The 21527-nt window shown below is 69.0% G+C and carries 23 protein-coding genes; 7 read left to right on the top strand and 16 right to left on the bottom strand.

Annotation, left to right across the window (positions count from 1 at the left end; translation table 11 throughout):
• Positions 1 to 19: 19 nt before the first annotated feature.
• Positions 20 to 889 (bottom strand): LysR substrate-binding domain-containing protein, encoded by an 870-nt coding sequence (locus L1081_RS24820; protein ID WP_489414517.1) that lies wholly within the window; start codon positions 887 to 889, stop codon positions 20 to 22.
• 112 nt (positions 890 to 1001) lie between these two features.
• Here L1081_RS24820 and L1081_RS24815 point away from each other — a divergent pair, with 112 nt between their 5' ends.
• Together L1081_RS24815 and L1081_RS24810 are read left to right on the top strand one after the other, a co-directional pair.
• The gene (locus L1081_RS24815; protein WP_319439411.1) at positions 1002 to 1400 is read left to right on the top strand and encodes a tautomerase family protein; all 399 of its coding nucleotides are present in this window, start codon (positions 1002 to 1004) and stop codon (positions 1398 to 1400) included.
• Positions 1401 to 1431: 31 nt separating this feature from the next.
• The gene (locus L1081_RS24810; protein ID WP_489414516.1) at positions 1432 to 2805 is read left to right on the top strand and encodes a tetratricopeptide repeat protein; all 1374 of its coding nucleotides are present in this window, start codon (positions 1432 to 1434) and stop codon (positions 2803 to 2805) included.
• Between the two features lie 33 nt (positions 2806 to 2838).
• Here L1081_RS24810 and L1081_RS24805 read toward each other — a convergent pair whose 3' ends face one another.
• Positions 2839 to 3531 (bottom strand): histidine phosphatase family protein, encoded by a 693-nt coding sequence (locus L1081_RS24805; protein WP_489414515.1) that lies wholly within the window; start codon positions 3529 to 3531, stop codon positions 2839 to 2841.
• Between the two features lie 126 nt (positions 3532 to 3657).
• Here L1081_RS24805 and L1081_RS24800 point away from each other — a divergent pair, with 126 nt between their 5' ends.
• Complete coding sequence (locus tag L1081_RS24800; protein ID WP_489414514.1) at positions 3658 to 4359, top strand: alpha/beta fold hydrolase; 702 nt, start codon at positions 3658 to 3660, stop codon at positions 4357 to 4359.
• On the opposite strand, the gene pcp is transcribed toward L1081_RS24800, so the two are convergent.
• From pcp to L1081_RS24765, 7 genes are all read right to left on the bottom strand, one after another.
• A complete protein-coding gene (gene pcp, locus L1081_RS24795) occupies positions 4347 to 5006 on the bottom strand; it encodes a pyroglutamyl-peptidase I (RefSeq protein ID WP_489414513.1) in 660 nt (219 codons plus the stop codon). The two genes, L1081_RS24800 and pcp, sit on opposite strands and share 13 nt — an antisense overlap.
• Before the next feature lie 8 nt (positions 5007 to 5014).
• Positions 5015 to 5755 carry a 5-oxoprolinase subunit PxpA gene (gene pxpA / locus L1081_RS24790; protein WP_489414512.1) on the bottom strand — a complete coding sequence of 247 codons (741 nt, stop codon included), beginning with the start codon at positions 5753 to 5755 and terminating at the stop codon, positions 5015 to 5017.
• A gap of 71 nt (positions 5756 to 5826) precedes the next feature.
• Positions 5827 to 6825 carry a 5-oxoprolinase/urea amidolyase family protein gene (locus tag L1081_RS24785; RefSeq protein WP_489414511.1) on the bottom strand — a complete coding sequence of 333 codons (999 nt, stop codon included), beginning with the start codon at positions 6823 to 6825 and terminating at the stop codon, positions 5827 to 5829.
• Positions 6822 to 7469: a 5-oxoprolinase subunit PxpB gene (gene pxpB / locus L1081_RS24780; RefSeq protein ID WP_489416835.1), complete on the bottom strand. Its 648-nt coding sequence runs from the start codon at positions 7467 to 7469 to the stop codon at positions 6822 to 6824. The genes L1081_RS24785 and pxpB overlap by 4 nt, the downstream gene beginning before the upstream one ends.
• Positions 7470 to 7479: 10 nt before the next feature.
• Complete coding sequence (gene coaD, locus L1081_RS24775) at positions 7480 to 7983, bottom strand: pantetheine-phosphate adenylyltransferase (protein ID WP_021009049.1); 504 nt, start codon at positions 7981 to 7983, stop codon at positions 7480 to 7482.
• A gap of 43 nt (positions 7984 to 8026) precedes the next feature.
• Positions 8027 to 8695 carry an RsmD family RNA methyltransferase gene (locus L1081_RS24770; RefSeq protein ID WP_489414510.1) on the bottom strand — a complete coding sequence of 223 codons (669 nt, stop codon included), beginning with the start codon at positions 8693 to 8695 and terminating at the stop codon, positions 8027 to 8029.
• A 27-nt stretch (positions 8696 to 8722) separates the two neighbouring features.
• Positions 8723 to 9358 carry a LysE family transporter gene (locus tag L1081_RS24765; protein WP_489414509.1) on the bottom strand — a complete coding sequence of 212 codons (636 nt, stop codon included), beginning with the start codon at positions 9356 to 9358 and terminating at the stop codon, positions 8723 to 8725.
• Positions 9359 to 9439: 81 nt separating this feature from the next.
• On the opposite strand from L1081_RS24765, the gene L1081_RS24760 reads away from it, so the two are divergent.
• On the top strand, positions 9440 to 10357 hold the full coding sequence (locus L1081_RS24760) for an ArgP/LysG family DNA-binding transcriptional regulator (protein ID WP_489414508.1): 918 nt from the start codon (positions 9440 to 9442) through the stop codon (positions 10355 to 10357).
• 12 nt (positions 10358 to 10369) lie between these two features.
• Here L1081_RS24760 and L1081_RS24755 read toward each other — a convergent pair whose 3' ends face one another.
• Both L1081_RS24755 and L1081_RS24750 read right to left on the bottom strand, forming a co-directional pair.
• The gene (locus tag L1081_RS24755) at positions 10370 to 11716 is read right to left on the bottom strand and encodes an insulinase family protein (protein WP_489414507.1); all 1347 of its coding nucleotides are present in this window, start codon (positions 11714 to 11716) and stop codon (positions 10370 to 10372) included.
• A 17-nt stretch (positions 11717 to 11733) separates the two neighbouring features.
• The gene (locus tag L1081_RS24750; protein ID WP_489414506.1) at positions 11734 to 13200 is read right to left on the bottom strand and encodes an insulinase family protein; all 1467 of its coding nucleotides are present in this window, start codon (positions 13198 to 13200) and stop codon (positions 11734 to 11736) included.
• A 29-nt stretch (positions 13201 to 13229) separates the two neighbouring features.
• Between L1081_RS24750 and ftsY the strand changes: the two genes are divergently transcribed.
• A complete protein-coding gene (ftsY, locus tag L1081_RS24745; RefSeq protein ID WP_489414505.1) occupies positions 13230 to 14486 on the top strand; it encodes a signal recognition particle-docking protein FtsY in 1257 nt (418 codons plus the stop codon).
• Between the two features lie 118 nt (positions 14487 to 14604).
• On the opposite strand, the gene L1081_RS24740 is transcribed toward ftsY, so the two are convergent.
• The 3 genes from L1081_RS24740 to L1081_RS24730 form a co-directional block, all read right to left on the bottom strand.
• On the bottom strand, positions 14605 to 15426 hold the full coding sequence (locus tag L1081_RS24740; protein ID WP_489414504.1) for a hypothetical protein: 822 nt from the start codon (positions 15424 to 15426) through the stop codon (positions 14605 to 14607).
• Between the two features lie 340 nt (positions 15427 to 15766).
• Complete coding sequence (locus tag L1081_RS24735) at positions 15767 to 17563, bottom strand: ATP-binding protein (RefSeq protein ID WP_489414503.1); 1797 nt, start codon at positions 17561 to 17563, stop codon at positions 15767 to 15769.
• 11 nt (positions 17564 to 17574) lie between these two features.
• Positions 17575 to 18288, bottom strand: a complete 714-nt coding sequence (locus L1081_RS24730) for a response regulator (protein ID WP_489414502.1) — start codon at positions 18286 to 18288, stop codon at positions 17575 to 17577.
• A gap of 165 nt (positions 18289 to 18453) precedes the next feature.
• On the opposite strand from L1081_RS24730, the gene L1081_RS24725 reads away from it, so the two are divergent.
• Together L1081_RS24725 and rpoH are read left to right on the top strand one after the other, a co-directional pair.
• Entirely contained in the window at positions 18454 to 18918 is a 465-nt protein-coding gene (locus L1081_RS24725) for an Mpo1-like protein (protein WP_489414501.1), read from the top strand.
• 146 nt (positions 18919 to 19064) lie between these two features.
• Entirely contained in the window at positions 19065 to 20006 is a 942-nt protein-coding gene (gene rpoH / locus L1081_RS24720) for an RNA polymerase sigma factor RpoH (protein WP_018906715.1), read from the top strand.
• Between the two features lie 45 nt (positions 20007 to 20051).
• Here the strand turns inward: rpoH and L1081_RS24715 are convergent, their stop codons facing one another.
• Positions 20052 to 20891, bottom strand: coding sequence for a DNA alkylation repair protein (locus L1081_RS24715; RefSeq protein WP_489414500.1), 840 nt, complete (start codon positions 20889 to 20891; stop codon positions 20052 to 20054).
• Between the two features lie 10 nt (positions 20892 to 20901).
• A complete protein-coding gene (locus L1081_RS24710) occupies positions 20902 to 21519 on the bottom strand; it encodes an SCO family protein (protein ID WP_489414499.1) in 618 nt (205 codons plus the stop codon).
• Positions 21520 to 21527: the final 8 nt, after the last annotated feature.

The following is a 21527-nucleotide window of genomic DNA, read 5'->3' as shown; positions in this document are numbered from 1 at the left end:
CCCGCGCCACCCGGCGGCCTCAGACCAGGTGGGTTGCCAGCATCTCCCGCGCCCGCGTCACGAACTCGGTCTCTCCGCGGCGCGCGGGCAGGAACTGGAACACGACCCGGGGCAGGGCCGGCAGGCCGTGCGGCGGCGCGAGCCGGGCGACCCCTTCGCACACCGCCGATTCGTTGAGGCAGGCCACCCCCAGCCCCGCGGCCAGTGCCGACTGCAACCCCGCCACGCCCGACGCCACGTGCGCCAGCACATACGGCACGCGCCGCCGCCGCAACAGCGCCACCGTGTACTGGTGCAGCGAGCAGGTGTCTGGCAAGGCCAGCAGCCGAACTGGCTCGCCGCGCGCGAGCCGCATGCCGGCCGCGCCGAGCCACGCGAGCGATTCGCGCCGGATCACCGGAGCCTTCGCACCCGGTTCGGGCGATGGCGATGCCCCGGCGATGCTCATCGCCAGCCCCACGTCGAAATCGCCGTGCGCATAGGCGGCCCGCAGCGCGTCGCTCTTCATGATGCTCACGTGCAGCCGCACCTGCGGATAGCTCTCGCCAAGGCGCCCCAGCAGCCGCGTGAGATCGCCGGGACGAAAGTAGTCGGTCACGCCGAGCCGCAGTTCGCCTTGCAGGGTCTCGCCATGCAGGTCGCGGAACGCCTCGTCGCTGAGCGCGAGGATGCGGCGCGCATAGGCCAGGAGGCGCGTGCCGGCCTCGGTCGGCGCCACGCCGGCCTTGCTGCGCGTGAGCAGCGACTGCCCTGCCCGCTCCTCGAGCTTGCGGATCTGCTCGCTGACCGACGACTGCGACAGGAAGACGCGCGGCGCCGCGGCCGTGAGGCTGCCGGCATCTATGACCGCGGCCAGGGTGCGAAGCTGTTCCAGATCGAAGGTCTGCATGGCTCATCCATCCGTATTTCCGATGGATTCCATCATATCTTCCTGCTTTTCCGATTTCATAGGAATCCCCACAATAGCTCCATCGTTCACTTATTCCTTCACGGAGTTCCCTATGCCGCACATCGTTGTCCACCTCTCGGGCGCGCCCGACGCCCAGCTCACGCGCAAGACGGTCGACGTGGTCGCCGAACTGACCCAGAGCGTGCTCGGCAAGCAACTGCCGGTGATCGCCGTCACGGTGCAGTACATCGCCGCCGACACATGGTTCATCGGCGGGCAGTCGCTGGCCTCGCTCGGCAAGTCGGCCTTCCACCTCGACATCAGCATCACCGACGAAACCAACACCAAGGCGGAAAAGGCACGCTACCTGCGCGAGGTGCATGCCGCCATGGCGCGGCTGCGGCCCGACCTGCACGAGGTTTCGTACATCCACGTGATCGACGCCCGCGGCGCGGCCTACGGCTACGGCGGAAAGACGCAGGAGTACCGCCACCAGCAAGCGGGCGTTTGAAGCCCGCGTCAGGGCATGGCACCATCCGGCCATGCCTCCCGCCACCCTGCACGCCGACAGCTTCGGCAATCCGCTCACGCTCGACGATGCCGCCAGCCTGCCGCTGGTCGAAGACTTCGTCATGGGCTTCGTGTCGACCGAGGCGCGCGCGGTCAACCTGCTGGCCCTGGCCGACAGCGACGCGAGCCCCCTGGTGCAGGCCTATTGCGCAACGCTGCACCTCTTCGCGGAATCTCGCGACGCCGCGGCCAATGCGCGGCCCTTTCTTGCCAAGGCCCGCGCCGCATCCGAACGCGCCACGCCGCGCGAACGGCGCTACATCGCGGCCATCGAGGCTTGGGGCCAGGGCGACATCGCTCGGGCCATCGCCCTGCACACGGAGCAGGCGCGGGAGCATCCGCGCGACCTCGTGTCGGTGAAGCTGGGGCAATACCACTGCTTCAACACCGGCGACTGCCCGGGCATGCTGCGGCTCGCACTCGCTGCGCTGCCGGCCGCGTCCGACGTGCCCTACGTTCACGGCATGGCCGCCTTCGGCTACGAGCAGTGCCACCTGATGCGCGAGGCCGAGGCCAGCGCGCGCCGCGCCGTCGGCATGTGCCGCAAAGAGCCGTGGGCGCACCATGCGCTGGCGCATGTCATGCTCACCGAAGGCCGGCTCTGCGAGGGGCTGGCCTTCATGCAGGGCGTGAGCGACACCTGGAGCGGGCTCAACTCGTTCATGGTCACGCACAACTGGTGGCACGTGGCGCTGTTCCTGATCGAGCTCGGCCGCGACGACGAAGCGCTCGCGCTCTACGACCGCGAGGTGTGGGGCGTGGTGAAGGACTACTCGCAAGACCAGATCGGCGCCGTCTCGCTGCTGGCGCGCTTCGAGCTCGCGGGCATCGACGTGGGCGAGCGGTGGGACGACGTGGGCAGCCATCTGCTGCAGCGCACGGCCGACCATGTGCTGCCCTTCCTCGACCTGCAGTACCTGTATGGCCTGGCGCGCGCCGGACGGCCCGAAGCCGATGCGCTGCTGCACAACATCGAATCCCACGCGCCGCGCGCGCCGCTCTCCACGCGCTCCGCCTGGCAGAGCGTGTGCGTGCCGGCCGCGCGCGGGCTCGTTGCCCATGCACGCGGCGATTTCGCTTCCGCCATCGAAGGACTCGGCAGCGCCGTGCCGCGCCTGGTCGAGATCGGCGGCAGCCATGCGCAGCGCGACCTGTTCGGGCAGGTGTACCTCGATGCGCTCGTGCGCATCGGCAGCCAGGCCGCGCTCGCGGGCGCCCAGGGCATCCTGCAGCAGCAACTCAACGGCCAGCCCGAATCGCTGCGCCTTCGGCGCCAGGCCGGCGAGGTCTATGCGCGGCTCGGCCTCGAGCCGCTGGCTTCGTGCATCCAGGAAACCGGCCGCTGAACAGAGCTGCCTTGCCTTGTCCGCTCGGCCGGCTCAGCTCTTCTTCAGATGCCGCCGCTGGTCGTAGGTCGGCTGCGGCGGCAGGTCGGCCAGATGCCGCGTGTCGGCCCAGTCGACGATCTCGATCACGTCGGGCATGGCCGGGTCGGCAATGCGGATGCGGTTGAAGCCCGCGTTGGGAATGTCGCTCTGGCGCGGCCCGCTCAGGCTGAGCCCGCGCGCGGTGCGCCACACCATGTCGAGCACGCCGCCGTGCGTGACGACCACCAGCCGCTGCCCCCGGTGCGCGGCTGCCAGGGCGCCGATGGCCGCGACGATGCGCGTGTGGAATTCGCGCGCCGTTTCGCCTTCGGGCATGGCGTGGTCCTCGCGGAACTCCAGCCATTGCTCCCAGGCGCGCGGATGCAGCGCCTGGATCTCGTCGGCTCGCATGCCTTCGACAATGCCGAAATACTGCTCGCGCAAGCCCGCCGACGTGACCACCGGCAACGACAGCTGCTGCGCGGCCGGCGCGGCGGTCTGCTGCGCGCGCATGAGGTCGCTGCTGATAATGTGCTGCGCGGGTTCGCTCGCCAGGCGCAGGCCGAGGCGGCGCGCCTGCTCGTGGCCGATGTCGTTGAGCGGCACATCGGCGTGCCCCTGGAAACGCAGCTCGCGGTTCCAGGCGGTTTCGCCGTGGCGGATCAGGATGAGTTCGGTTGCGGAGTCGGGTGGAGGCGTGGGCATGGAACGCCCATTCTCCACTGCGTGCGTGACGCTCAGGAACTCGATGGCTGCATCTGTTGCAGGGCCGCCACCTGCAGCTCGAACGGGGCCGGACTCGCCGTGCCGGCGATGGCGCAAAATCCGGCCATGCCCCACCTTGTCCTGCTGCCCGGCCTTGCCTGTGACGAGCGCATCTGGGAGGCCCAGCTTCCCGCGCTTGCGCCGCTGTTCGAAACGCGCGTGAGCGATGCCCACATGCGGCACGACACCATCGAAGCCATGGCCGCTGCCGTGCTGCGCGAGAACCCCGGCCCGCTCCTGCTCTGCGGCGCGTCGATGGGCGGCATGGTTGCGATGGAAGCCGCGCGGCAGGCGCCGGATCGCATCGCGGGTCTCGCACTGCTGGGCACCAACGCACGGCCCGAGGCGCCCGAGATGTACGAGCTGCGCGAAAGCGCGATCGAACTGTTCGAGCGCGGCGAACTGCGGGACGTGATCGAGCCGAACGTGGTGTTCGCCTTCCATCCGGCGCAGGCCGCCGACGAGGCGCTGGTGCAGCGCTATGTCGAGATCGTGCTGGACGCCGGCACGCAACAGCTCATCACCCAGAACCGCGCGGTGATGCGGCGCCCCGACGCGCGCACCCACCTGCCCTCGCTGCGTGCGCCGGTGCTGCTGGTGTGCGGCGATACGGACCGGCTGACCCCGCCCGACTGCACGCGCGAGATCGCGGCGCTGGTGCCGCATGCCGAAGTGGTGTGGGTGCCGCAATGCGGCCACATGCTCACGATGGAGAAGCCCGCGTCCGTGAATGCGGCGCTGCTCGGCTGGCTGGCTCAGTGGAGCTGACCGCCGGTTTCGGCCACGTCCTTTTCAACGGCCAGGGCGGTCGCCACCGAGATGCGCAGCGCCTCCACCATGGTGGCCAGCGACATGCTCGGCACGCCGGGAAAACGCGCCGCCTGCTCGGGCAGGTAGGGAATGTGAATGAAGCCGCCGCGCAGCCCTGCTGCCGGATGCGTGGCGATGCGGTGCATCAGGCCGTAGAAGATGTGGTTGCAGACGAAGGTGCCGGCCGTGTTCGAGACCGCCGCCGGAATGCCGGCCGCGCGCAGGTCGCGCACCATGGCCTTGATCGGCAGGGTCGAGAAATACGCGGCGGGCGCGCCGGGCACCACGGGCAGGTCGATCGGCTGGCGGCCGGCGTTGTCGGCGATGCGGCCGTCGTCGATGTTGATGGCCACGCGCTCGGGCGTGATCTCGGCGCGGCCGCCGGCCTGGCCGATGCACAGCACCAGCCGGGGCTGCAATTCGTCCATCGCACCCGCAAGCGCCTCGATGGCCTGGCCGAACACGCAGGGCATCTGGCGCGCATGCACGGTGGCGCGGCCGCAGGTCCAGCCGTCGAGTGCGCGCACGGCCTCCCATGAGGGGTTGAGCGCTTCGCGGTCGAACGGATCGAACCCGGTCAGCAGGACATCGGTTCGCTGCGCCACGGCTTGAATCAGGCCGTCGCGCGAACCGCGATGCCCTCTTGCTGCAGGCGCTCGCGAATGCGGCGCGCAAAGGCCAGCGCGTGGGCGCCGTCGCCATGCAGGCACACGGTCTGGGCATTGACCGGCACGATGCTGCCGTCGATCGCCTTGACCTTGCGGTCGCGCACCAGCGAGAGCGTCTGGGCGAGGGATTGCTCCTCGTCCTCGATCAGCGCACCGGGCTGGCTGCGCGGCACCAGGCTGCCGTCGGGCATGTAGCCGCGGTCGGCGAAAACCTCTTCGACCGGCGTGAGGCCGGCGCGGCGCGCGGCGTCGATCATGCCGCTGCCCGCAAGGCCGAAGAACCGGAGCGAGGGATCGAAGCGCCGCACCGCTTCGCAGAGTGCGTCGGCGAGTTCGGGCTCTTTCACCGCCTGGTTGTAGAGCTGGCCGTGCGCCTTCACGTGCGAGAGCTTGCCGCCCTCGGCCTTGGCGATCGCGGCCAGCGCGCCGACCTGGTAGAGCACATTGGCCACGATCTCGTCGGGCGGCAGGTGCATGGTGCTGCGGCCGAAGTTCTCGCGGTCCGGGAAGCTCGGATGGGCGCCGATGGCCACGCCGTGCTCGATGGCCCAGCGCACGCATTGCCGCATGGTCTTGGCGTCGCCCGCATGCCAGCCGCAGGCGATGTTGGCCGAGCTCACGAGGCCGAGCAGTGCTTCGTCGCTGCCGGCGCCTTCGCCGAGGTCGGCATTCAGGTCGATTTGCATGGGGTTGATTCCTTCTTCAAGACGGGCCGGCACGTCGGGGCGAGCCGGCGCGCCTGCACTGCTCGCACAGTCTATGCCGGTCTCGTCCAGCCCGCTGCCGCCAGCCCTTGCGCGACCTGCGCAAGATAGCGCTGCTGCTCGGCCCAGGCTTCGAGCGCGGCGGCCATGTCGACCTGCACCAGCCGCAGCCGGCCGTCCAGCGGTGCCTGCGCGAGCTTCCACAGGTCGGCGCGGATCACCACGCCGATGCGCGGATAGCCGCCGGTGGTCTGCGCGTCGCCCATCAGGATGATCGGCTGGCCCGAGGGCGGCACCTGGATCGTGCCGGGAATGACGCCCGACGAGAGCATGTCGGCGGTGCGCCGGCGCTTGAGCTCGGCGCCCGCGAGCCGGCTTCCCATGCGGTTGCTCTGCGCGGTGATGCGCCAGCGCTCGCTCCAGAGCAGCGCGTGCGAGGCCACGGTGAACTGGTCGAATTCGGGACCGGGCAACACGCGCAAGGCGATGGCCGAATCGCTTTCCTCGGGGCCCCAGTCCGGACCGCGCAGGCCGAACGGGCGCCGGGCGAGTTGGGCGGCATCCAGCGGCATCGCGCCCAGCGGGAGCCGGTCGCCCTTGCGCAATGCGCGTCCCTGGTGGCCGCCGAAGCCGGCCTTCAGGTCGGTGCTGCGCGAGCCGAGCACCGGCGGCACTTCGATGCCGCCCGCCACCGCGAGCCAGCTGCGCAAGCCAGCCTTCTTCACGCCGGCTGCGTTGGCGCCCGCGAGCTTGAGCGTTTGCCCCGCAGCGACAGGCACGCTCCAGCACGGCCAGAGCGGCGCGCCATCGAGCCGGGCGCCGAAGCCGTCGCCCACCAGCGCGACGCGCGTGGCGCTCTCGAAGCGGATCTCGCAGCCGCCCATGGTGAGCTCGAGGCCGGCCGCGCCGTCGGCATTGCCGACCAGCCGGTTCGCCAATGTGAGCGCCAGCACGTCGAGTGCACCGCCGGGGCAGATGCCGAGCTGGCGGTGCCCATGCCGTCCCAGGTCCTGCACCGAGGCCAGCATGCCGGGCTTCTGCACCAGCATCATGTCTGCACGCTTTCGACGACGAAGCGCACGTGGTCCCCCGGACGCAGCAGTGTGGGCGGCTCGGCCGACGGATCGAAGAGTTCGAGCGAGGTGCGGCCGATCAGCTGCCAACCGCCCGGCGACACCAGCGGATAGATGCCGGTCTGCTCGCCGCCGATGCCGACCGAGCGCGCGGGCACCGCCGTGCGCGGCTCGGCGCGGCGCGGCGTGGCAAGCTCGGGCGGCAACCCGCCCATGAAGGCGAAGCCGGGCAGAAAGCCCAGCAGGTAGACCACGTAGTCGGCCGCGCTGTGGCGCCGCACCACCTCGGCCGGGGTGAGCCCGGTGTGCGCCGCGACATCGGCCAGGTCAGGCCCGTGCTCGCCGCCATAGGCCACCGGAATCTCCACCCTGCGGCCCTCGACGGCCGTGGCCGCGAGCCGCGGCCAAGCCTCGTTCACGCGCGCCATCAGCGCCTCGACATCGATCGCGGTCGGATCGAAGGTCAGCGTGAGGTTGTTCATGCCCGGCAGCACCTCGCCCACGCCGGCCCATTGCTGCACCTCGGCACCCAGCGCCCAGATCTGCTGCTGCTGCGCCAGCGTGGCGGGCGGCGCCAGTTCGCAAAGCAGCGCCGCATCGCCCAGCGGATGCAGGCGCGGCAAGGGAAGTCGGCTACTCACGACCGAGGCTGCGCACCTTGGCTGCGAGCTGCTTCTCCACGTCGGGCGAAACGAACTTGTGGACCTCGCCGCCGAGCATGGCGATCTCGCGCACGAAGGTGCTCGAGATGAACTGGTACTTGTCGCTGGGTGTGAGGAACACGGTTTCGACGTCGGGCATCAGCGAGCGGTTCATGCCCGCGAGCTGGAATTCGTAGTCGAAGTCGGTCACGGCGCGCAGGCCGCGCACCATCGCCTTGCCGCCGCGCGCCACCACGAAGTCGCGCAGCAGGCCCGAGAAGCTCTCGACCGTGACCTGGTCGCTGTAGGGCTTCACGGCCTCGCGCGCCATCTCCATGCGCTCCTGCAGGCTGAACAGCGCCTTCTTGTGGTGGCCGGCCGCCACCGCGACGATGACCTTGGAGAAAAGCTGGGTTGCACGCCGCACCACGTCCTCGTGGCCGAGGGTGATGGGATCGAAAGTGCCGGGATAAACCGCGATCACGTTGCTGGCCATGGTTGCTTCTTCCTCATGCAGCCGGTGCGGCTTGTTCGGCGGATTATGCAGTCCCGTTTGCAGCCTGCCGCAGCAAGTGAGCGTGCACCGCCCCTGCCTTGAGGTAACGAAAACCAACAAGGCCGAGCGCGGCCAGCTCCTCGTCGCTCCAGCGGCGCGGCGCCTCCAGGTAGACGGCGCCGCCGGTTTTCATGGCGCGCGCGGCGGCCCGCAGTGCGGGTTCGTAGAGGGCGATGCTCTCGAAAGGCGGATCGAGAAAGACCGCATCCAGGCTGCCCGCGGGCGCACGCTCGAGCGCGGTGAGCCCGCTGCCGCGCTCGATGCGCACGGCCTCGGCCGAGAGCTTGGCCTTGGCGGCCTGCAGCTGAGCCACCAGCGCGGCGTCCTGTTCGCAGAGCAGCACGCTCGCGGCACCGCGCGACGCGGCCTCCAGGCCGAGTGCCCCGGTACCTGCGAAGGCATCGATGCAATGCCAGCCCGGCAGCTCGCCGCCGCCGGCGCCCGCGATGCTCGCGAGCCAGTTGAACAGCGTCTCGCGCACGCGGTCGGGCGTGGGGCGCAGGCCCGGCTTGTCGGCCACCGAAAGGCGGCTGCGCTTCCACAGGCCGCCGATGATGCGCACCTCGCGCGGCAGCGATTTCAATCTTGGTGATGGCGACGGAGACGGCGTCGAGGGGGAGCGCCTGGCGGCTGCGGCTTTCTTCTGGGGCATGCGGCAAGCTTAACGCCGCACGCCGGCTCAGACCCCGAGCAAGGCCCGCCGCGCCACCAGCGCGGCAAGCAGCAGCATCGTGCCGCCGATCAGCGCATCGAGCATCTGCCAGGCGCGCGGGCGCGCAAACACCGGCGCCAGCCAGCGCGCACCGAAGCCCAGTGCCGAGAACCACAGTGCGCTCGCAATCGCCGACCCGGCGACGAACCAGGCCTTGAGCGCGCCACCGTACTGGGCGCCGGTGCTGCCCACGAGCAGCACGGTGTCGAGATAGACATGCGGGTTCAGCAAGGTGAAGCCCGCCGCCTGCGCCAGCACGGCGGTGCGCGAGAGCGACACCCCCTGGGCCTTTGCCTGCAGCGCGCCGGGCTGCCGGGCATGCCACAGCGCGCGCAGCCCATAGGCACCCAGGAACAGCGCACCCAGGCCGGCGAGCGCGGTGGCGAATGCGGGCCGTCCTTTCAGTGCCTGCGCCATGCCAGCCACGCCTGCCGTGATCAGGATGGCATCGCTGGCCGCACAGAACAGCACCACGGCGCTCACATGCTCGCGCCGCAGCCCCTGGCGCAGCACATAGGCGTTCTGCGCGCCGATGGCGACGATGAGCACCAGGCTCATGAGAAACCCGTTGACGAATGCGGTGGAGATTTGTTCGATGGCCATGGCGCCAGCTTGCCGCTTCGGCTGCATTAATTCAAACTAAACTTCCTAAGCCATATTCAGTTTTTCTAACCCCAGCGAACCATGCTCGACTACGCCGCCCTGAATGCATTGGCCGCCGTGGTGCGCGAAGGCAGCTTCGAGCGCGCGGCCCGCGCACTGAACGTCACGCCTTCGGCCGTCTCGCAGCGCGTGAAGCTGCTCGAGGAGCGCACGGGCGGCGCGCTGCTGATGCGCGGCCAGCCCTGCATCGCGACGGAAGCCGGGCAGCAGCTGTGCCGGCACATCGAACGCGTGGGCATGCTGGAACACGAGCTGCGCGAGGCGCTGCCCGCGCTCGGCATGGGTGGCCGAAGCGGCGAGGGGGCCGAGCGGGTCACGGTGCGGGTGGCGGTGAACGCCGACAGCCTGGCCAGCTGGTTCATGGCTGCCGCCGCAGCCTTTGCAAGGCAGGAAGAATCCGCCCTGCTCGACCTGACCGTGGACGACCAGGACCACACCGCCGAGCGCCTGCGCAGCGGCGCGGTGCTGGCGGCCGTCACCGCGCTGGCGCAACCGGTGGCCGGATGCAACAGCGAGGCGCTGGGTGCCATGCACTACGTGGCCGCCGCAAGCCCGGAATTCGTCGAGCGGTACTTCGCCAAGGGCGTGGGTGCGCGCACCCTGGCCCATGCGCCGAGCCTGGTGTTCGACCGCAAGGACCGCCTGCAGGCACGCTGGGTGCGGCGCATCTGCCACCGCAGCATCGAGACGCCGCGGCACTGGCTGCCCTCGGCCCAGGGTTTCGTCGAAGCGGCGCGCGCCGGCATGGGCTGGGGAATGCTGCCGGCCAGCATGGCGGCCGAGGCGATGCGCGCGGGCGCACTGGTGGAGCTGGTGCCGGGCTCGACGCTGCAGGTGCCGCTCTACTGGCAGCAGGCGCGCGCCGCGCCGCAACTGCTCGAGCGCCTCAAGGCGGCGGTACGCACGGCCGCCGGAAGCGGCGCGCACGCCCTGCGCTGAAAAAGCGCGGCCTTATTTGCCGCCCACCACCACCGTCACCATGCGCTCGGGCTGCAGCTTGCGCGCGAACGCGGCCCGGACCTCGTCCGCCGTGACCGCGTTCATGCGCGCGGTCCAGGTGTCGAGATAGTCGAGCGGCAGGTCGTGCCAGGCGATGTTGGCCACATTGCCGATGAGCTTGCGGTTGCTGTCCAGCAGGAGCGGAAAGCCGCCGATCAGGTTGTCCTTGGCGGCCTTGAGTTCGGCGGCGGTCGGGCCTTCGGCCACGAACCTGGCGAGCACGTCGCGCGAGACCTTCACGGCTTCTTCAGCCTGGTCGGGGCGCGTCTGGAAGCCGATGCGGAAGGCACCGGCGTCCAGCCCCGGCGCAAAGCCGCTGTAGACGCTGTAGGCCAGGCCGCGCTTCTCGCGCACTTCGTTGGTCAGCCGCGAGACGAAGCCGCCGCCGCCCAGCACATAGTTGCCGAGCGTGAGCGCGAAATGGTCCGGGTCCTTGCGCGGATAGCCGGGCTGGCCGATCAGCACGTGGGCCTGGGCCGAAGCGAAAGGAATGCGCTCGTCCTTGGGCGCGCCGAGCGCGGCCACCGGTGCGATCGCCGGCAGCGGCGTGCACGCCTCGGGCCCGGGCAGCCGGGAGAGCAGCGCGGTGGCCATGGCCTCGGCCTCGGCGCGGGTCACGGCGCCCACGATGCTGAGCTTGGCACGGCACGGCACGATCAGCTGCTGGTAGCGCTGCCGCATGGCGGCGGTGTCGATGCGCGCGAGCGTGGCTTCGGTGACTTCCTGGCCGTAGGGATGGCTGCTGTAGACGCTGTGCGCAAAGGCACGGCCCGCGATGGTCGCCGGCTTGGTGTTGGCTTCCTTCAACGAGGCATTGATGCGCTCTCGCTCGCGCTGCCAGACGTCGTCGGGAAAGGCCGGCTCGCCGATCTCGCGCGAGGCCAGCGCCACCACCTTGGCAAGCAGGGCCGGGTCGGACAGCGTGCGCAGCGAGTAGCTGGCGCGGTCGGTGCCGGCGCTGGTGTCGAACTCGGCGCCCAGGTCGGCCCAGGCTTCGCCGAGCGCGTTCTCGTCGAGCGCCGGTTCGCCGTTCTTTCCGGCGCGAACGCCCTTCTCGACCATGGTCGCGGTCGCGCTGGCCAAGCCGGCCTGGCCCGCCGGATCGCGCCGGCTGCCGGCGTCGAAATCGATCTGCACGTCGACGATGGGCAGCGCCTGGGTCGACACCAGGTAGATCTTGGCGCCGCTCGCGAGCGTCCAGTGCTCGATCGGCAGCGCGGCCTGTGCGGCGTTCAGGCCAGCGAAGACCGTGGCGGCCGCGAACAGCGCGGAGCGCAGGATTTTTTTCATGGGGGTCATTGAAGAATCCAGGCCTTTCAGCGCAGTTCGCCCTGGGGGGCGGCAAAACCGCGGCCGCGCGGCCTGGCTTCGAGCGGCAAGGGGCGCAGTGTGGCCACGGTGAGCTGGTCGTCGCCGAAGTATTTGGCGGCCACGGCCTGCACCTGGGCCGGCGTCACGGCCTGCAGCTTCGCGACGATGCGCGCGCTGGTGTCCAGCGGCAGTCCCTGCACCCAGTTGCTGCCGAGCTCGCGGGCCTGCGCCATCACGGAGTCGCGCTTGTAGGTCTGGCTCGCCACCCACTGCGTCTTGACGCGCGCCAGTTCGGCTTCGCTCACGCCTTCCTTCGCGACACGCGCCACCTGCGCGCGCAACGCGGCCTCCACCGCTTCGGCGCTCTTGCCGTGGGCCGGCACGCCCACCAGCATGAACAGCTGCGGCCCGCGGCCGGCCAGGCCTGAATAGGCACCGGCCGAATCGGCCACGCGGTCGGGGCCCTGGGTCAGGGCACGGTCGAGCCGTGCGCCCGTGTAGCCGTCGAGCACGGCCGACAGCACTTCGAGCGCCCACACGTCGCTGTCCGCGGCATCGATGCTTTCCAGCTGCGGAATGCGGAACGCGAGCGACACGTAGGCCTGCTCGGCCGGCGCCTTGAACTCGATGCGGCGGATGCCGCGCTGCGCAGGCTCGGTACGCGGCTTGCGCGCGGGCACGGCGCGCGCGGGAATGCGGCCGTAGTACTTCTCGGCCAGCGCGCGCACCTGGGCCGTGTCGACATCGCCGGCCACCACCACGGCGGCATTGGCCGGCACGTACCAGCGGCGGAAGAAGGCGCGCGCGTCGTCGGGCGTCATTGAGTCGAGGTCGCTCATCCAGCCGACGACGGGGCGGTGGTAAGGCGAGGCCGTGAAGACGGCCGCGTTCTGCTGCTCGCCGAGCAGTGCGCGCGGCTGGTCTTCGGTGCGCAGCCGCCGTTCTTCCTTGACCACCTCGATTTCGCGCTTGAACTCGTCGTCGGACCACTGGTTGTTGGCGAAGCGGTCCGATTCGAGCTTCATGACCTGCTCCAGGCTGGCCACGGGAATCTGCTGGTAGTAGCCCGTGTAGTCGCGCGTGGTGAAGGCATTCTCCTGGCCGCCCAGCGCCGCCACGCGGCGTGAGAACTCGCCGGGCTTGATGTCCTTGGTGCCCTTGAACATCATGTGTTCGAGCACGTGGGCCACGCCCGAAGTGCCGTCGACCTCGTCGACCGAACCCACGCGAACCCAGAGCATCTGCACCGCGGTGGGTGCGCGCCTGTCGGGCTGCACCAGCAGCGTCATGCCGTTGGCGAGGGTGAATTGCTGGGGAGCGGATGCCGCCGCGGCGGCGTCGGATGGAGCGGCGGTGGATGGAGCGGCGGAAACCGGTGTGGACTGGGCCTGCGCAGGCATGGCCCACGGCGCGCAAAGCGCCATTGCCAGCACCGCACCGGACGCAGCACGGCGTGGCGAGGGGTGTTTCATAGAATGGGTCGGATTGTAAAAAGCTCCCGATGTTCAGTTTCTTCAAGAAAAAACCACCTGCCGAATCCCCGGCCGCGCCGACGCCCTCACCGGCCGCCGAGCCGGCACCTGCGCCCGAGCCCGCGCCTGCGCCCGCTGCCGCCCCTGCGCGCTCGGTGTTCTCCCCGTCGAGCTGGTTCGGCTCCAAGCCTGCCGCGGAGGAAGCGGCGCCTCCGCCTCCAGCCCCAGACACGGCGCCCCCGTTTGTGCCCCCTCCGCCGCCACCCGCGGCCGCGACACCAGCCGCCCCCGCGGCGCCGAACCTCGCGCCTGTGCCTGCTGCACCCGCGCCTGCCGTTCCGGCCGTGCCCCCGCCCGCCCTCGTCACCGAGGCTGCCATGCCGGCCGAGCGCAAGGGCTGGTTCGACAAGCTCAAGACCGGCCTGCGCAAGACCGGCACCGGCATCCAGGCGGTGTTCGTCAATGCGCAGATCGACGAAGCGCTGTACGAGGAGCTCGAATCGGCGCTGCTGATGGCCGATGCCGGCGTCAAGGCCACCGAATACCTGCTCGACGACCTGCGCGGCCGCGTCAAACGCCAGATGGCGACCGATGCGGCGCAAGTGAAGCGGCTGCTGGCCGATGCCATCACCGACCTGCTCCAGCCGCTCGAAAAGCCGCTGGTGATCGGCCAGTTCACGCCGACGGTGATCATGGTGGCGGGAGTCAACGGCGCCGGCAAGACCACCTCGATCGGCAAGCTCACCAAACACCTGGCCAGCGAAGGCGCCTCGGTGCTGCTGGCCGCGGCAGACACCTTTCGCGCGGCGGCACGCGAGCAGCTGCTGGTCTGGGCCGACCGCAACACGGTCGAGATCGTGAGCCAGGAAGGCGGCGACCCGTCGGCCGTGAGCTTCGACGCGGTGACCGCGGGCAAGGCGCGCGGCAAGGACGTGGTGCTGGTCGACACCGCCGGTCGGCTGCCGACGCAACTGCACCTGATGGACGAACTCAAGAAGATCAAGCGCGTCGTCACCAAGGCCGACGCTACCGCGCCGCACGAGGTGCTGCTGGTGATCGATGGCAACACCGGGCAGAACGCCCTGGCGCAGGTCAGGGCCTTCGACGAGACGCTGGGCCTCACCGGCCTGGTGGTGACCAAGCTCGACGGCACCGCCAAGGGCGGCGTGCTCTGCGCCATTGCACGGGAGCGGCCGATCCCGGTCTACTTCATCGGCGTGGGCGAGAAGCTGGAAGACCTCGAAACCTTCAACGCGCGCGAGTTCGCCCTGGCGCTGCTGGGTTAAAAAAAGCGGCCCCCGCTTGCGCCGAGGCCGCTTTCGCTTTTTTCTTTCTTTTTCTCTCCCTTACCCCTGCTATTTGCTCCGTGCGCAGAGCACGCGCCGCACCATGTCGTCGGCACGGTCAGGGGCCGAAAGGCCCCGTGGGAACACAAACTACCGCCCCCGTGCAATTGGTGGGCTTGTAATAGAAGATCTTGCTGGTACTTCCGACGCTGAGCGGTCCCAGAAACCCGAAGTTCCTTGCGCCCTGAGCGTTGGCCTGCGTGATCAGCGCCGCCATGGTGGGCTGCGTGTCCAGTGCCTCATAGCTGAACGTCGCCGATTGCGACAGGTCCTTGACATAGGTCTGCGCGCCTCCGTCCGTGAAGCTGGCCAGCCCGCGGAAACGGAAACCGCGCGAGCCCTTTTCGTTGAACTGCGCCATCCCTTCGGCTTCGCCGCTGGTGAGCTCCCCCAGTTCGTACCCGTAGGTGGCGTTGCCGGTCGTGTCCTTTTCGAACACGGACCTGGCTTCGCCTCCGAACCGGAAGAAAGCCGCTGTGTTGTAGTAGCCCTGGCTGCCCAGCGCGTTCGCTTGCGCCAGATAGTCTGCTTTGCTTCCCGGCATGGGATCGGCACGATAGCTGTACGCGGCATTGGAATCACTTTCCTTGCGATACAGAAAGAAGGCCGCGCCATTCACACTCAGAGGGCCAACCCAGCGGAATCCTCTGGCACCGGCCTCGTTGGCCTGGGCCAGGAACGCCGCGCTGTCTGCCGTTTCTGCCTTGACCTCGTAGGTGTAGTTCGCATCGGCGTACTTCACGAAGACAGAGGCGCTTTCAGTAACCGTGCCGTCGGTCGCCCCCAGCGGGCTCAGAAAGCGAAAGCCGCGGGCGCCCTGCGATTGGAGCGTTGCGACGAAAGCATCAATGTCGGCGGAAGGCGGCAACGCCTCGTACATAAAAGTGTGAGTGGCAGGAACTGGAGCCGGGGCAGGCGCCGGAGGGGGCGCGGGCGGAGGCGGGGGCGGTGGCGGAGGGGGCGGCGGAGGCGGTGCGCCCCAGCCAGGCGGCAGCGTGCCACCGCCGCCTCCTCCACCCCCGCCGCAGGCCGCAAGGGCCAGCATGGTGGTCGTTGCGATTGCTACCGCTGCAAGCTTAAATCTCATTCGGATTCCTCCCTGATCGATGTGTGTTTGCGACCCATGGAAGGTACGTCCGGGGGCTTGGCAGCCACCAGTGCCAAAAGTCATGACATCGCCGGCAACGCCTCGGCAACTCACGGCAACAGATCCGAAAGTATTAGATTCCGCCCCGCTCCGGGCTTGCCGCCCGGGCCATCATCCGGAACAGCGAATCGGTGGCCACCGGCTTGAACAGCACGGGAACCCCGGATTCCCGCACGCGCAGCAGCCTGTCGGGCGAGGTCTCGCCGGTGATCAGCAGCAAGGGGATGGTGGGTCCGCCCTGCCGTCGGCCGCTCAGGCGCAGGCCCACATCCAGCCCATCGACGCCATCGGCCAGCCGGTAGTCGCACATCAGCAGCTCGAAAGGCCGCCTCTCGCTGCTCGCCTGCTGCAAGGCGGCGGCGGCGGCGGCTTCATCCGCGACGGCGAGCGCGTCGATCGAATGCGAGCGCAGCAGGCCCGTCATGGCTTCCCGGATTTCCGATTCGTCGTCCAGCAGCAGCACCCGCGCGGGCAGTGCCGGCGCCGCTCGCCTGGGCGGCCGGTGTTCCTGCTGAGGCGCCGCAGCGTCGGGCGGGAAAAGTCCGGCCAGTGCGCCGGCCTGCGGCGCGACGGCCGGCAGCACGACGCGGAAATGGGTGCCGCGCCCCAGCCTCGAATGCATTTGCACCGGATGGCCCAGCAGGTGCGAGAGCCGCTGCACGATCGACAGGCCGATGCCCAGCCCCCGCGAGCGGTCGCGCCCCGGGTTGTCGATCTGGTAGAACTCCTCGAAGATCCGGTTCGACTGCTCGGGCGCAATGCCGATGCCGGTGTCCCGCACCTCGATCCACACGAACTCCCCGCGCTCGCGGGCCGTCACGGTCACTCCGCCGCGCGCGGTGTATTTGAGGGCGTTGTCCAGCAGGTTGGACAGCATCCGATGCAGCAGCTGGGGGTCGCTGCGCACCCACAACCCGCTGGCGCGCACGCGCAGTTGCAACTGCTTTTGCTCGGCCTGGGCCGAGAAGGTGTGGTTGAGCGGCAGGAACAGAGCATCGAGCTGGACCGCCTGGAGCACAGGCGTGACCACGCCGGCGTCCAGCCGGGAGATGTCGAGCATGATGTCGAGCGAAGCGCCCAGGGCATTGACGGCGCGCATCAGGCGCTGCGCGTTCACTTCCTCCGGACGGCCGCGCAGCTCGTTCTCGAGCGCAGCGCCGAAGAGCGCAATGGCGTGCAGCGGCTGGCGCAGGTCATGGCTGGCACTGGCCAGGAAGCGGGTCTTTTCCTGGCTGGCGCGCTCGGTGGCGGCAATCTGCTCTTCCAGCCGCACGGCCAGGGCTTCCTTCTCGAAGCGCAGGACCAGCGAATCCGCCAACAGCCTGTGCTCCTGCACGCCGACGCGCAGCATGAGAAACAGGTAGATCGAGGCGAAAGCCGCGAGAAAGAGGTGGATGGAGTCGCGCTGCCACGCCAGCGCAATGATCAGCCCGCCCATCATCGGCAGCGTGTGGCCGAACAGCGCCGCCTTCAGCGGCCGCAGGGACTGCACGGCCCGGGCGCAATTGCCCATCATCACCACCATCAGCGCGGCGGTGACCGGCAGGTTGCCCGCGGGCACGAAGATCCATGGCGCCAGCGCATCGGCAAACCCGAGCAGGGTCACGATGCGGGTGATCCTGCGCGCCCACCAGGCGCTGTCCGCCGCCGGAACCGACGGATTCCAGCGCGGCGTGAAGTACATGCCCATATACAGCGTCAGGTGCAGCACGACGAAGGGCAGCACCATCGGGTCGCCCAGCTGCAGGTACATGAACGTGCCGAGTACCAGCACGAAGACGACACGGGCCAGGAAGGTGGCGTTGTAGTTGAAATAGACCGACGCCACGTGCTCGCGCAGCACGCGCTGGTTCAGCGGCGTGTCGGCCATGCGCGGCGGGCTCAACGCAGGCTGCTGATCAGCTGCGCACGCGAACGCACGCCGAACAGCAGCAGGATGGTCGATACATGGTTCTTCACCGTGCCTTCGCTCAGGTTCGCGAGCTGTGCGATTTCCTTGTTCGCCTTGCCTTCGAGCACCCATTGCAGCACCTGCATCTGGCGCGGCGTGAGTTCCTGCCAGGCGCTGGCCTGCGCCGATTCGCCGTAGCCGCCGGGCACCTTGGGCATCGTGGCGGGAGGGAGAACTTCAGACGCGTCGGGCTCGAGCAGGCCGCAGGCGCGGATGAATCCCACCACCTCCTTCAGGTCCGCCGACTTGGGAAGAAAGGCGCTCGCGCCCAACGCCACCGCCCCCTGTGCCAAGGAGGTGTTGCCGGTGCCTGACAGCACCACGATGCGCGCGGACGGGTGGCGCAGGCGAAATTCCGCGAGACCGCTCAGCCCATGGGTATCGGGCAGCGCCAGATCCAGCAGCACCAGGCGGATCGACTCGCGGTGCTTCTCGTAGAGTGCCAGCGCCTCGGCCGCGCTGGCGGCCTCGAAGACCTCGATGCCCGCCCCCGAAGAAGCGGTCTGCGCCTGGATCAGCGCGCGCACGCCGAGCCGCAGCAAGTCGTGGTCGTCCACCACCAGAATGGCACCTGGCGCCTGCGCGGGCGTGCCGTTCGCCAGAAGCGACGGCGGCGGGTTGGAGGAAGATTCGAGCGAGGCCACGCGGTCGATCTTAGCGAGGCCCCATCCGCGCAACAGTGCACTAAGTCATGGCGCGGCCGCCACATTCAGGTGGTGTTCGCTCCTGTTTTCATAGCACTTGCCATCCACCGTAGGCGGGAGCACCATGCGCTACCCGCCGCATCGAACGGCGTTTTGGAGACAACCATGATGCACACCGCCGATGCCCCGCTGGCAGCGGGCGAGCGCAAGGTCGACCGGCTGCTGGCCCACTATGGCGAAAGCCACCGCCATCCGACCAACGAGCTGATTCACTTCGCCGCGATCCCGGCCATCATGCTGAGCCTCGTCGGCCTGCTGTTTGCGCTGCACCCGTGGGTCGCCTACCTCTTCGTGGCGGCCAGCCTGGTCTACTACGCGCTGCTCCGCGCCCCGGCGTTCCTGCTCGCCATGCTGGCTGGCACGGCCCTGGTGCTGGCGCTGGTCCATGCAATGGGAAGCCTTGTACTGCCGGTTTCCGCCGCCATCTTCGTGGTGGCCTGGATCTTCCAGTTCATCGGCCACAAGATCGAGGGCAGGAAACCTTCTTTCTTCGAAGACATCCAATATCTTTGGGTGGGGCCGCTGTTCGTACTCTCGAAGCTGTTTTTGCGCCTCGGTATCCGCTGGTGATCCCCAGGTCGGACGCCGCCGCAGGCCGGATCACCGTCCGGCTGACAGCTTTGGCTATCGGTGCGATAGAAACTTAGGGGGAACCCTTGGTTTAGCACTCCCTCTAATCGAGTGCTAATATGCCCAATACAAAGGAGTTTCCCCTGATGACCACGCTGTCTGGAGCCTCTGCCAACCAGCTCGCCGTCGCCAATCCATGGTCGATGGTGCCGCCGCTGGGCAACCTGGATGCTTATATTTCGGCCGCCAACCGCTTGCCGATGCTCACGCTCGAAGAAGAGCAGGGCTTCGCACGCCGCCTGCGCGACCACAACGACCTCGAAGCGGCCGGTGCGCTGATCCTCTCGCACCTGCGTCTCGTGGTTTCCATTTCGCGCCAATACCTGGGCTACGGGCTGCCGCACGGCGACCTGATCCAGGAAGGCAACGTCGGCCTCATGAAGGCCGTGAAGCGCTTCGACCCCGACCAGGGCGTGCGGCTCGTGAGCTACGCCATGCACTGGATCAAGGCCGAGATCCACGAGTACATCCTGAAGAACTGGCGCATGGTCAAGGTCGCGACGACCAAGGCCCAGCGCAAGCTGTTCTTCAACCTGCGCTCGATGAAGCAGGGCTTCAAGGCCGACTCGGCCGCGGCCGACAACGGCACGCACCGCGATACGCTGAGCCCCGACGAGGTGTCGCAGATGGCGACCCGGCTCAACGTCAAGCCCGAAGAGGTGCTGGAAATGGAAACCCGCCTGTCGGGCGGCGACGTGCTGCTCGATCCGGGTCCGTCGGACGACGGCGACGAGGCCTTCGGCCCGATCGCCTACCTGGCCGACGCCACGCAGGAGCCGACTGCCCTTCTCGAGTCGCAGCAGCGCGACCGGCTCTCGAGCGACGGCATCGCCACCGCGCTCGAAGCGCTGGACGAGCGCAGCCGCCGCATCGTCGAAGAGCGCTGGCTCAAGGTCAACGACGACGGTTCGGGCGGCATGACGCTACACGACCTGGCAGCGGTGTACGGCGTGAGCGCCGAGCGCATTCGCCAGATCGAAGTCGCGGCCATGAAGAAGATGAAGAAGGCGCTGGCCGACTACGCCTGACCGCCGCGCTTCGCCAGAACAAGCCCGGCCGCGCGCCGGGCTTTTTCATGCCTGCCTGACCAGCGTCCGCAAGGCCCGCTTGGCGATGTAGCGGGTGGCCGGCGTGTCCGATTCGGCCAGCCAGCGCGCGCAGAGCCGGTCGACCCATTCGGGCTGGGTCTTGCTCGCGTCGTTGAGCCAGTTGGCCACCGAGTTCTGCACATAGCGGCTGGCGTCGGCCCGCAGCGGCTCCAGGAGTGGCTGCGCGCGCCAGGGCTCGGCCTTGAGCGCGTCGATCTGCGCGCACCAGACGCCGCGCGGACGCGTGAGTTCGCTGGCAAAGCGGCGGATGTTCGGATCGGCATCGGCCGTCCACGGCTGCAGCAGCGCGAGCGATTCGTCGAGCGAGGCGATGACCGCGTCGCGCACCGCCATCCAGGCGATTTCCCGCACGCCGAAATGCGGATCGGCGGCAAAACGCCGCACCGCCTCCAGCTGCGCCGCGAGCGACAGGCCCGAGAGCGTGACCCACTGCGCAGCCCAGCAGCGCGCCACGTCGCTTGCGTGCGTGGCCAGCCGGTGGGCAACGGCGTCGCGCTCGGCATGCAGCGCCGCCAGGTCGTAGAGCGCGCGCGCAATGTGGCCGTGCCGCTGCATCGGCTTGAACGCGCCGAGCATGGCAATGGTGTCGGCCAGCCGCTCGCTGGCCGGATCCAGCCCGATGTGCCCCGCCACGCTGCGCGCGAGCCGCGGCAGCTCGAGTGCCATGAATTCGTTGAGGTTGACGGTCTCGAGCAGCCCGTCGTTGAGCGCCTGCAGCACCTCGGGCGGAATGAGCGCGATGCGGAAGGCGCCCCTGCGCGCCTTCAGGTGCTCGACGGAGGCCAGGGCAACGGCGGCGTCCATGGGCGCGCGGTCAGGACTTGAGCAACGCCTTCACGTCCGACACCATGGGCGCCACGCCGGCGCCATAGCGCGCGTAGAGCCGCAGCCGGCCGTCGGTGTCGTAGACGAAGCTGGCGGCCGAATGGTCCATCGAATAGCTCGTGGGGGTCTTGCCCTCGACCTTCTTGTAATAGACCTTGAAGTCCTTGGCGACCTGGGCAAGCTGGTCTGCCGTGGGAATCAGCGCGACGAAGCCCGGGTCGAACGCGCCCATGTAGGCCTTGAGCACCTCGGGCGTGTCGCGCGAGGGGTCGACCGTGACGAACAGCACCTGGAGCTTGTCGCCGTCGCCGCCGAGCTGCTGCTTGACCTGTGCCATCTCGGTCATGGTGGTGGGGCAGACGTCCGGGCACTGCGCATAGCCGAAGAACAGCACGACCACCTTGCCCTTGAAGTCGGCCAGTGTGCGCAGCTTGCCGTCGGCATCCTTCAGCGAGAAGTCGCGGGCATAGTCGGCGCCCGTGATGTCGACCGCATTGAAGCTGGGCTTGGCTTCGCTGCAGGCCGAAAGACCGAGGCCCAGGGTGGCGGCCATGCCGGCCCATCCCGCACCGCCGGCAATCAGTTGGAGGGCATTTCGCTTGTTCATGGGCACGG

This window comes from Variovorax sp. MSC1_012 (assembly GCF_023667525.1).
Classification (GTDB): domain Bacteria; phylum Pseudomonadota; class Gammaproteobacteria; order Burkholderiales; family Burkholderiaceae_C; genus Variovorax; species Variovorax beijingensis_B.
Note: the sequence above shows the minus strand (reverse complement) of the source record. Positions and strands in the feature narration are given on the sequence as shown.